Annotated in this window: 9 protein-coding genes; 2 read left to right on the forward strand and 7 right to left on the reverse strand. The window is 65.5% G+C overall.

What is annotated here, in order from left to right; all coding sequences use genetic code 11:
- Positions 1-38: 38 nt before the first annotated feature.
- The 4 genes from NKI61_RS30815 to NKI61_RS30830 all read right to left on the reverse strand — a co-directional run bounded on the left by NKI61_RS30815 (position 39) and on the right by NKI61_RS30830 (position 4,733).
- Complete coding sequence (locus NKI61_RS30815; protein ID WP_352842135.1) at positions 39-1,007, reverse strand: ABC transporter permease; 969 nt, start codon at positions 1,005-1,007, stop codon at positions 39-41.
- A gap of 4 nt (positions 1,008-1,011) precedes the next feature.
- Positions 1,012-2,514: a sugar ABC transporter ATP-binding protein gene (locus NKI61_RS30820; protein ID WP_352842150.1), complete on the reverse strand. Its 1,503-nt coding sequence runs from the start codon at positions 2,512-2,514 to the stop codon at positions 1,012-1,014.
- Between the two features lie 5 nt (positions 2,515-2,519).
- Positions 2,520-3,503 (reverse strand): ABC transporter permease, encoded by a 984-nt coding sequence (locus NKI61_RS30825; protein WP_352842137.1) that lies wholly within the window; start codon positions 3,501-3,503, stop codon positions 2,520-2,522.
- Between the two features lie 159 nt (positions 3,504-3,662).
- Entirely contained in the window at positions 3,663-4,733 is a 1,071-nt protein-coding gene (locus NKI61_RS30830; protein WP_352842139.1) for a sugar ABC transporter substrate-binding protein, read from the reverse strand.
- A 305-nt stretch (positions 4,734-5,038) separates the two neighbouring features.
- Between NKI61_RS30830 and NKI61_RS30835 the strand changes: the two genes are divergently transcribed.
- Positions 5,039-6,634, forward strand: coding sequence for a GMC family oxidoreductase (locus NKI61_RS30835; RefSeq protein WP_352842141.1), 1,596 nt, complete (start codon positions 5,039-5,041; stop codon positions 6,632-6,634).
- A 370-nt stretch (positions 6,635-7,004) separates the two neighbouring features.
- Here the strand turns inward: NKI61_RS30835 and NKI61_RS30840 are convergent, their stop codons facing one another.
- Positions 7,005-7,205: a hypothetical protein gene (locus NKI61_RS30840; RefSeq protein ID WP_352842143.1), complete on the reverse strand. Its 201-nt coding sequence runs from the start codon at positions 7,203-7,205 to the stop codon at positions 7,005-7,007.
- A 289-nt stretch (positions 7,206-7,494) separates the two neighbouring features.
- Here NKI61_RS30840 and rsgA point away from each other — a divergent pair, with 289 nt between their 5' ends.
- Positions 7,495-8,508 (forward strand): ribosome small subunit-dependent GTPase A, encoded by a 1,014-nt coding sequence (gene rsgA / locus NKI61_RS30845; protein WP_352842144.1) that lies wholly within the window; start codon positions 7,495-7,497, stop codon positions 8,506-8,508.
- Positions 8,509-8,567: 59 nt separating this feature from the next.
- On the opposite strand, the gene NKI61_RS30850 is transcribed toward rsgA, so the two are convergent.
- Both NKI61_RS30850 and NKI61_RS30855 read right to left on the reverse strand, forming a co-directional pair.
- Positions 8,568-9,359 carry a sugar isomerase domain-containing protein gene (locus NKI61_RS30850; RefSeq protein WP_352842146.1) on the reverse strand — a complete coding sequence of 264 codons (792 nt, stop codon included), beginning with the start codon at positions 9,357-9,359 and terminating at the stop codon, positions 8,568-8,570.
- Positions 9,360-9,396: 37 nt separating this feature from the next.
- Positions 9,397-10,190: GntR family transcriptional regulator (locus NKI61_RS30855; protein ID WP_352842148.1), on the reverse strand; the 794-nt coding region annotated here is incomplete at its 5' end.

Here is a 10,190-nt window from a genome sequence, read left to right on the forward strand (position 1 = left end):
GCGGTCCCGTCCTGTCCGCGCTTGCCTGGGAGGCAGGATCACTTGATGACCGCGATCTTGCTGCGGTCGATGGTGATGGCGACGGCGGCAATGAGCACCGCGCCGAACACCATGTTTTCCAGGAAGATATTGACGCCGACAAAGGTCATGCCGATGCGCACGATCGAAATGATCAGCGCGCCGACCGCCGTGCGGGCAACGCCGCCGAGCCCGCCGGTGATCGCCGTGCCGCCGACGATGACGGCGGCGATGGCCGGCAGCAGCAGCTGGTTGGCCAGCACCGGCGAACCGCTCGACAGCCTGGCTGCCAGCACGATGCCGGCAATGGCCGCGAGCATACCCGAGGCGGCAAAGGCGATGATCTTGGTGCGGTTGACATTGATGCCCGCCGCCCACGCCGCCGGTTCGCCGGCGCCGACCGCGATCGCCTGGCGGCCGAAGCGCGTGTAGCGCAGCGCCAGAAAGGCGGCGATGCCGATCACCGTCGAAATCAGCACCACCACGGGAATGCCGGCGACAGTGGCGTTGATCCAGGCGGTGTTTTCGCGACCAGCCTCCTCGATGGTGATGGCGCGGCCATTGGAGACCCAGAGCGCCAGGCCGGTGACCACGCCGCCGGTGGCGAGTGTCGCGACGAAGGACGGCACGCGCAGCTTGACGTGGACGACACCGCTCAGGATGCCGAAGGCAAGCCCCGACAGGATCGCCACCGGAAAGGCGGCAAGGCCGAGCGACGGCAGCAATTGCGCCAGGATGACGCTGGCTAGTGACGCCACCGCCTGGATCGACAAATCGATGCCGCCGAGCAGAATGGCGAAGGTGACGCCGGTCGCCAGGATGAACAGCACGGCGGTGTTGGCAAACAAAAGCGCCACGGTTTCGCCGGTGAGGAAGCCGGGCGCGGCGATCTCGATGATCAAAAGCAGGCCGACAAGCAGCACCAGCGGAATGGCGCCCTGCGTCCACTTGCCTTCGAAAACCCGCCTGATGGAGAACGCTTCATTCATCGGCTCACACCATTGCCCTGAGAAGATCGACCTGGTTCGGCTTGTTGCCCGGACTGGCATCGAAGCGCGCGGTGATTGCACCATCGCGCATCACCAGCACCTGGTGCGACAGGCCGATCGTTTCCTCCAGCGTGTCGGAAATCAAAAGAATCGCCACGCCTTGCGCGGAGAGATCGCGCACCAGCTCGTAGACCTCTTCCTTGGCGCCGACGTCGAGCCCGCGTGTGGGATGGTCGAGCACCAGGATGCGCGAGCCCGCCGTCATCCAGCGCGCCAGCACCACCTTCTGCTGGTTGCCGCCGCTGAGCTTGCGGCAGGCGGCATCGGGGCCGGGCGCCTTGATGCGCAGCCGCTTGATCCAGTCGGCGGCAAGCCGGCGCTCCTTGCCATAGTCGATGGCGCCATGGCGCATGACGCTGGAGAGATCGGCCAGCGAAATGTTCTCCGCGATCGACAGAAACATCACCAGCCCTTCGAGCCGGCGCTCGCGCGGGACATAGCCGATGCCCTTGCGCACAGCCGGCTCCGGCGAGGAGAAGCGCACGGCATCGCCGGCGATTTTCATCTCGCCGGCATCATGCTGGACGAAGCCGCCAACGGTGCGCGTCACCTCCTCGCGGCCGGAGCCGACGACGCCGGCAATGCCGACAATCTCGCCGGCCCGGATCGAGAGATCGACGCCGTGATAGTAACCGTTGGCGCCAAGCCCCTTGGCCTCGACCATCACGATATCGCGCGGCGCGAGCTGGCGGGCCTCGCGGTAATATTCGGCCTGCAGGCCGCGCCCGACCATGATCTCGTGCAGCTCCGGCGCGGTGACTTCAGCTGCGCGGTGCTCGGCGACGACCGCGCCGTCCTTCATCGTGTAGACACGGTCGGAGATGTTGAGCACCTCGTCGAGGCGGTGCGAGACGAACACAAAACTGGCGCGGGATTTAAGCGAGCGCACCCGCGCGAACAGCACCTCGATATCGGCGGCGTTGAGCACCGAGGTCGGCTCGTCGAGCAGGATGAGCAACTGCCGCTCGACCACTTCCTCCAGGGTCAGCGCCTTGGCGAGCTCGACCATCTGGCGTGCGGCGAAGGTGAGTTCGGAGGTGCGCGCGGTGACGTCGATGTCGATGCCGATCTTGGCCAGTTGCCGCCGCGCCGCCGCGTTCATGGCGCGCCAATTGACGAGGCCGAAGCGGGTGAAGCGGTCCTCTTCGCCGAGATAGATGTTTTCGGCGACCGTCAGGTTGAGCACCAGCGACTGCTCCTGGAACACCATGCCGATGCCATGCCTGGCCGCATCACGGGCGTTGCGCATGCGCAGCTGTTCGCCGTCCAGCGTGAGCGAGCCGCCATCCGGCCGGTAGCCGCCGGCCAGCACCCGCATCAGCGTCGACTTGCCGGCGCCGTTCTCGCCGATCAACCCGACCACCTCGTTGGGCCGCACTTCGATGGAGACGTCGCGCAGCGCCTGGACGCCGGGGAAATTCTTGATGATGTTGGACACCTGCAGCATGGCGTTCACTTGACGATTTTCAGGCGGACACGGTCGAGCGACAGCGCCACCGCGGCGATGATCATCAGACCCTGCACCGTCTGCTGGATATAGGGCGATATGCCGAGCAGGATCATGCCATTGGCAAGCACGGTGACGATCAGCACACCGATCAGCGTGTTGACCACACCGCCCTCGCCGCCGGTCAAAGCGGTGCCGCCGACGACCACTGCGGTGACCGCTGCAAACAGCCTGCCGTCGCCGATGACGGCATGCGACTGGCCGAGCTGTGCGGCGGCAAGCACACCGGCAATGCCGAAGAAGAAACCGGCCAGCGCAAAAGCGGTGATGCGCACGCGCACGACATTGACGCCCGAGAGCTTGGCGACATCCTCATCGCCGCCGATCGCCAATATGTGGCGGCCGAGCTTGGTGTGATACTGGATGACGGTGGCGAGCAGGAACGCGCCGAACGCAACCCAGACCGCCACCGGCAGGCCGAGGAAACGGTGCAAGGCCAGGTCGCGGATCGAGGCGTCGTTCAGCTTGATGGCCGTGCCGCCCAGCATATAGACCGACAGGCCGAGGCCGATGAACCACATGCCGAGCGTGCCCATGAAGGACGGGATGCGCAGCATGGTCTGGACGAGACCGCTGACAAAGCCCATGGCGGTGCCGGCGGCGACGGCTGCGAGCACCGCCCACCAGCCATAATCATTGCCGTTGCCGTCATTGGCGGCGAGCAGAACAAGCACCATCGCCGCCACCGAAAGCGTGCCTTCGACTGCGAGGTCGATGCTGCCCATCAGGATGATGAAGGTCAGCCCCATGGCCAGCGTCAGCGGCACGGCGGCGGAATTCGCAAGCCGCACCAGATTGCGCAGCTCGATGAAATTGGGGTTGGCAATGGCGATGAGTATGCACAACACGATCAGCACCGCCAGCGGCGCCAGGCTGCGCCAGCGCCTGCCGCCCAGGAATGTCGCGATGCGGCCGGGGAACGATGTCATGGGAGTCGTCCGCTCGATGTCCGAAACGGACTTCAGGGGTTCTGTATGGATTGTCAAGAAACCGCTTCCCGTCTGCTGGTGACAGCCGTCGCGACAAGGGGATCGCGACGGCTGCGGGAGGAAGCGGGCCGCCAGGGAGTTGCAGCCCGCTCCGATGGATCAGGTACGGATCGCTCCGGTCACCCGGCCCCACAGATCGTTCCAGTCGATCTCGGGCTTCGCATCGACATTGGTCTTGTAATATTCCTCGACATTGTCGTGCGAGATCAGCACCGCCTTGCCGTAGAACTCACGGTGCTCCGGCGGCTCCTTGGTCGGGTCGAACTTGCCGATCTTGGCGTTGTAGCCGATGGCGAGACCCATGCCGCCCTGCCAGAACGGATCCGAAGTGACCGTGCAGGCGAATTCGCCGGTGCGCACCGCATCGACCGCCGTCTTGATGCCGTCGACGCCGACGATCGGCACCTTGCCGGCGAGGTTTTCGGCGCGCAGCGCTTCCAGAGCGCCCGAGCCCATATCGTCATTGGCCGCCCAGATGCCCTTGATGTCGTCGCCGAAGCGGGTGAGCAGATTGCCCATCAGGTCGAAGGCTTCGGTCGACTTCCAGTTGGCGACCTGGAAGTCGAGCAGCTTGATGTCCGGGTTGGCGGCGAGCGCCGCATCGAGGCCCTTCTTGCGCTCGATCGCCGCCGTGGTCGAGATCAGGCCGCCGAGCGCTACGATGCCGCCCTTGCGGCCAATGGTCTTGAACAGGATCTCGGCGATGGTCTTGCCGCTGTCGATGCCGTCGAACTCGATATGCGAGACATAGTTCGGGTTGAAATCCTTCGGGTGCAGATCCCCAGGCTTGTTCCACTGCGTCACCACATAGGCGCCGGCCTTGGCGCAGGCCTCGACGATCGGGCGCGCATCGGGCGTGTCGTTGGGATCGGAATTCAGCACCATGTTGCCGCCGGTCTTGGCCAGCATCGCCTTGATGTCGGCAATGCCCTTCTCGCTGTTGCCTTCCGAAACCAGCGTGACGTGTTCCAGCCCGGCCCATTTGGCATACGCTTCCGCGCCGGTCTTCCACACCGCGTGATAGGGGTTGGACAGCGAGCGGATCGACGTCACCAGCGTCGGCTTTTCCTGCGCGCGCAGCACGCTCGGCATGGCGAGTGCCGCCACGCCGGCGGTGGCGCCCATCATCAGCGTGCGCCGGTTGACCGCAAAATTCTTCGTGTCGTTCATACCTCGAAACCTCCCGATTGAATTCTGTTCCGCCCGGCATCTTGCGCAGGGAGCGCGGCCGGGACCTCCTGGTGAGGATCGTCAAGCTCCTCCACTTGTACGACAACCCTTCAACACGATAACCATACCCTTTCTCTTGACGTGGCACAAGCGACTTGAGATCGTCGCGCGCAAGAGGAAGGGGCGGTGATTTTCATCGCCCGCCGGAGCATGATCCCTAGAAGTGGGAACCGGTTTTCTCGGACAAATCGAGAAACCGTTTTGTCCGGAGATCATGCTCCAACAAAGAGAACCCGGGAGTGGAAATGACGGATTACATCATTGTCGGCGGCGGTTCGGCTGGCTGCATTCTGGCCGCCCGGCTGAGCGAGGACCCGGACGTGTCCGTCATGCTGCTCGAGGCCGGTCCGCCCGACACCGATCGCTACATCCATCTGCCGGTCGGCTTCTTCAAGATGACGTCGGGGCCGCTGATCTGGGGCTATGACACCGCGCCCGGCAAGGAAATCGACGGCCGCACCATGGTCTATCCGCAGGCCCGCGTGCTGGGCGGGGGCTCCTCGATCAACGCCCAGGTGTTCACCCGCGGTTGCCCGCAGGACTACGATGGCTGGGCGGCTGACGCCGGCTGTGCCGGATGGAGCTATGCCGACGTGCTGCCCTACTTCGTCCGCTCCGAGGGCAACGACACGTTTGCCGATGCGCAGCATGGCATTGACGGCCCGCTCGGCGTCTCCAGCGGTGCGCCGCATCCGCTGACCCGCATCTTTGTCAAGGCGGCGCAGCAGGCCGGCCTGCCCTTCCGCGCCGACTTCAATGCCGGTGAGCAGGCGGGCGCCGGCTTCTACCAGACGACGACGCGTCGGGGGAAACGATCGAGCACGGCGGTCGCCTATCTGAAGCCGGCGCTCGGCCGCAAGAATCTGACGCTACGCACCGACGCCTCCGTCAGCCGCATCGTGGTCGAGAACGGCCGCGCCATCGGTGTCGAGATCATCGTCAATGGCCGCACCGAACTGCTCCGCGCCGAGCGCGAAGTCATCGTCGCCGCCGGCGCCATCGGCTCGCCGAAATTGCTGATGCTGTCCGGCATCGGCCAGGCCGTGCATCTCGGCCAGCACGGCATCAAGGTGGTCCACGATTCCAAAAACGTCGGCCAGAATCTGCACGATCACATGGACGTCGACGTCGTCGCCGAACTCAACGGCCCGCATGGCATCGACCGTTACAAGAAGAAGCGCTGGCAGGCGGTTGCCGGTCTCGAATATGCGCTGTTCGGCAAAGGACCGGTGGCCTCCAACATCGTCGAGGCCGGCGGCTTCTGGTGGGGCGACCGCGCGGAGAAGACGCCGGACATCCAGTTCCATTTCCTGCCCGGCGCCGGCGTTGAGGAAGGCATCGGCTCGGTTCCCGGCGGCAATGGCTGCACGCTGAATTCCTACCATGTGCGCCCGCGTTCGCGCGGCAGCGTCACGCTCAAGTCCGCGGACCTGCGCGATGCGCCCATCATCGACCCCAACCCGTTCGCCGAGCGCTATGATCTCGAACGCGCCATCGACGGCATCGAGATCAGCCGCGAAATCCTGTCGCAGCCAGCCTTCGCCAGATACATCAGCCGCGAGCATCTGCCCGGCAAGGCGATGCAGGGGCGCTCAGCACTCGAAGCCTTCGCCCGAGAACATGGCCGCAGCGCCTATCACCCAGTCGGCACCTGCCGGATGGGCGGCGATGCCGACAGCGTCGTCGACCCCGAGCTTCGCGTGCGCGGGCTGCAAGGCCTGCGCGTCTGCGACAGCTCGGTCATGCCGAGCATCGTGTCGTCGAACACCAACGCCGCCGTGGTCATGATTGCGGAGAAGGCGGCGGATCTGATTGCGGGGCGAACGCTGCCGGTGGCGTAAGCAGGACAATCGCATGTGGTGGCGCCACGCGATTGCCCTGCCTTGAGCACCTGTCGCTGAGCGCATAGCACTCGAACCGCACTAAAAACGACAGCCTCCCGCAGCGCCTTCAACCGACGCTTGCGCAACCCACCAACCGACCGGAAACCCCCGGTTGCGGGCTCGTTGCCGACGCCTGCGCGGGGATGTGAAAGCGCTTTTGCGCCAGTTCCGCGATCACACCATATGAACCGATCCAAGCTCTGCTAGCTTGTGGGCGTGGGACTTGTCCCGCTTTGGCCGGGGCTTCAGGCAACCCCATCCCAACCCCCCGCCCCCTGTGGCGCCGGCCATCCCCCTCCCTTCTGCCAGGCTTCCCGACCTGCCATCCTCAGCCGTCCTTGCCAACTTCGAGGTCGACGACGAGGCTTGATGCGTTGCATGCAATCCAAACGATCGGCAGCGTATCGAGGAATTTCACATCGGCTGTCTGGACGACCTCCTGAAAGGCGACCAGATCCGGGTCGAGCCGCCCCAGCTCCCGGTTGATGGCCGCCAGGCGCTCCGGTTCGCCCTTCCGTGTTGCAGACATTGAGAATAACGGGGCGTAAGCGCATAGGATTTTTCCTCAATGTTGAACGACCCTCGACGCACGCGACGCGGATAGGTGCCACGATAGGGTTCCGTGTCTGGTGACGTTCAGCGAACCACCGCCTCGATGCGTTCCACGCGGTGCGCGAAACGGCTTGGCCATCGGCGCGGTTCGGCTTGCCAAATGCCGCCATGCCGCCCATACACGGCTTGAAAAACGCCCCGAGGTCCGCGCCCATTTTGCCAAAGGATACTCTGATGTCTGTGACGCCGTCCCCCTGGTCAAAACCGTGACGGCCTCCCTCGCAAGTCTCGGCTGGACGGATTTCTTCGGCGATCAGCTCGAACCCGATGACGCCAACCTCGTACCGGCACGCATCGCCTCGGTGCACCGTGACCGCCTGGCCGGTCTGTCTCTGTCAGGGCCAGTGGATCTGACGCTGCCGGCCAATGCCAACACCGGCGACTATGCCGTCGGCGACTGGGTGCTGGTCGAGCCTCACACGCATCTGCTGCGCCGCCGCCTGACCCGCAAGACGGTGCTGGAGCGCCGCACACAGGGCGGCAGGGTGCCGCAGCTGGCCGCGGCCAATGTCGACACGCTGTTCATCGTGACGTCCTGCAATGCCGATTTCAACATCGCCCGGCTCGAGCGCTATCTCGCGCTGGCCAACGAGGCCGGAACGACGCCGGTGATCCTGCTGACCAAGGCCGACACCGCTGACGATGCCGAGGCTTACCAACGCCAGGCCGCCGCCCTGCAGCGTGGACTGGCCGTGGTGATGCTGAACCCGCGCGTCGCCGATGCCGCAGCGGCGCTTGCTCCCTGGTGTGGCGCAGGGCAGACGGTGGCGCTGGTCGGCTCCTCCGGCGTCGGCAAATCGACGCTGGTCAACACGCTGGCCGGATCGGCTCAGCAATCGCCGCAACAGACGGCGGGCATTCGCGAGCACGATGCCAAGGGTCGCCACACCACCACAGCCAGATCGCTGCACCCCATTGCCGGCGGCGGCTGGGTGATCGACACGCCCGGCATGCGCACGCTGCATGTCAGCGACGTCGCCTCCGGCATCGACACGCTGTTTGCCGAAATCACCGAGCTCGCACCGCTGTGCAAATTCCGCGACTGCACCCATGTCCACGAACCGGGCTGCGCGGTGCAGGCTGCGTTGAAGGCGGGTACGCTCGACCCTGAGCGCCTTGCCCGCTGGCGCAAGCTGTCGGAGGAAAACCAGGACAACACGCCGGTTCAGAGCGGCCCGCGCGGCAACAAATCTCCCGCGGGCCGCCCGAAGCGGCGTTGAGCGGATAGGATTGCGGAACGATACTTCGGAGGCCCGGCATGTGCCGGGCCTCCCTTTTTTCACTCTCCGCGCATCGTTGCCTGGAAGGTCGGCAGGTGCTTCTGCTGCGCCTCCAGCATGCGCTCGCGGTAGACGCCATAGATGACGTCGGTGTCGTGCAACGTCACGCCGGCAATGGTCGGCGAGGCGAAGACCGGCAGTTCGATGCCCCGCTTGGCGAGCTGCTCGGCGGTGCGCGCGATCAGCTCATGCGCCAGGATCATGGCAAGCACCGTCGACGAGCCCGACACCGGCCGGCTCCAGCCCTCGACCGGCACGATGGCGTCCTCGATCGGCGAACAGGTGTCGATGACGAGGTCGGCGGCATCTGCCAGCCGCTTGCCGGAGGAGTGCGTCGCCGGCTTGTCCAGATTGTTCTTGCTGGTGACAGCGACGACGAACATGCCGCGCTTCTTGGCGTAGAGCGCCGTGTCGATGCCCGACGAGTTGCGGCCGCTATGGCCGAAGATGATGATCGAATCGCCCTTGTTGAGCGGCTGGTGGTCGAGGAATTTTTCGGCGTATTTTTCAGTTCGCTCCAGCCACAAAAGCTCGCGCACGCCGCCGGCGCCGAGCACATTGTGCCACATCACGCGCGGGTCGGTCAGCGGGTTGAAGCCGACATAGCTGCCATAGCGCGGAAACACTTCCTGCACCGGCAGCACCGAATGGCCGGAGCCATAGAGATGCACCAGCCCGCCGCCCTCAAGCGAGTCGGCAAAGCGGCTGGCGGCCTGGCCAAAGGCCTCTTCATTGGCTTTCGCAGCCTGGTCGATGAGGGCGGCGAGACGGTGGATGTAGAGATCGGACACGTGGGTACTCCTGTTTGCTGTGTCGGTCTGGAATGGATCAGCTTCTCGGGTTCAGCGGCACGCGTCCAGCGCGCAGCGTCGAGCGGATTTCGTAGCGGTCGCCGCGCATGATCGAGACCGTGAATTCGAACGGGCCGCGCTCGTCGGTGGTGATGCGTTCGACGACGAAGGCCGGGCTGCCGACAGCGAGGTCGAGCAGTTCGGCGTCCGCCGCGCCGACCGCGCCGACCCGGTAGTTCTCCCGCGCGGCCACCGGCACGATGCCGTAATGGCGCTCCAGCGCCTCGTAGAGCGAGCCCTGCAGCAGGCCGGCATCGAGGAAGCCCGGCACGCGCACCGCCGACAGCTGCGCCGTCTGGATGCCGATCGGCTCGTTGTTGCCGAGCCGCAGCCTGCGAATGCGCACCACCGGATCGCCCTCTTCGATCTCCAGCGCGCCGGCAGCCGCCGCGTTGGCGGTGGTCAGGCTGCAGTCGAGCAGACGCGAGCCCGCGACCACGCCCATATTGCCCATCTCCTGGGTGAAGCTGGTCAGCTCACGCGTGCCGGCGACCAGCGTGGTCGAGCGCACGAACGTGCCGCGGCCATGTTCGCGCCTGAGCAGCCCGGCCTCCTCGAGATTGCGCAGCGCGTGGCGCAGCGTGATACGGCTGACGCCGAACAGGGCGCACAGCCTGTCCTCCGCCGGGATCTGGTCGCCCGTTGCCCATTCGCCGCTCTTGACGATGGCGCGGATCGCCTCTTCGACCTGGTACCAGAGCGGCTCCGGCCGTCTGCGGTCCGGCTGCTGAAAGCTTGCTTCGCTCATCGCACCTGCCTCCACCCTTGCCC

It is taken from the genome of Mesorhizobium sp. M0514 (assembly GCF_040321145.1).
GTDB lineage: Bacteria > Pseudomonadota > Alphaproteobacteria > Rhizobiales > Rhizobiaceae > Mesorhizobium.

What these genes read in the sequence shown, in the direction of transcription:
- NKI61_RS30815 (WP_352842135.1), bottom strand. Translation starts at nt 1,007, where the DNA reads ATGAATGAAGCGTTCTCCATCAGGCGGGTTTTCGAAGGCAAGTGGACG.
- NKI61_RS30820 (WP_352842150.1), bottom strand. Translation starts at nt 2,514, where the DNA reads ATGCTGCAGGTGTCCAACATCATCAAGAATTTCCCCGGCGTCCAGGCG.
- NKI61_RS30825 (WP_352842137.1), bottom strand. Translation starts at nt 3,503, where the DNA reads ATGACATCGTTCCCCGGCCGCATCGCGACATTCCTGGGCGGCAGGCGC.
- NKI61_RS30830 (WP_352842139.1), bottom strand. Translation starts at nt 4,733, where the DNA reads ATGAACGACACGAAGAATTTTGCGGTCAACCGGCGCACGCTGATGATG.
- NKI61_RS30835 (WP_352842141.1), top strand. Translation starts at nt 5,039, where the DNA reads ATGACGGATTACATCATTGTCGGCGGCGGTTCGGCTGGCTGCATTCTG.
- NKI61_RS30840 (WP_352842143.1), bottom strand. Translation starts at nt 7,205, where the DNA reads ATGTCTGCAACACGGAAGGGCGAACCGGAGCGCCTGGCGGCCATCAAC.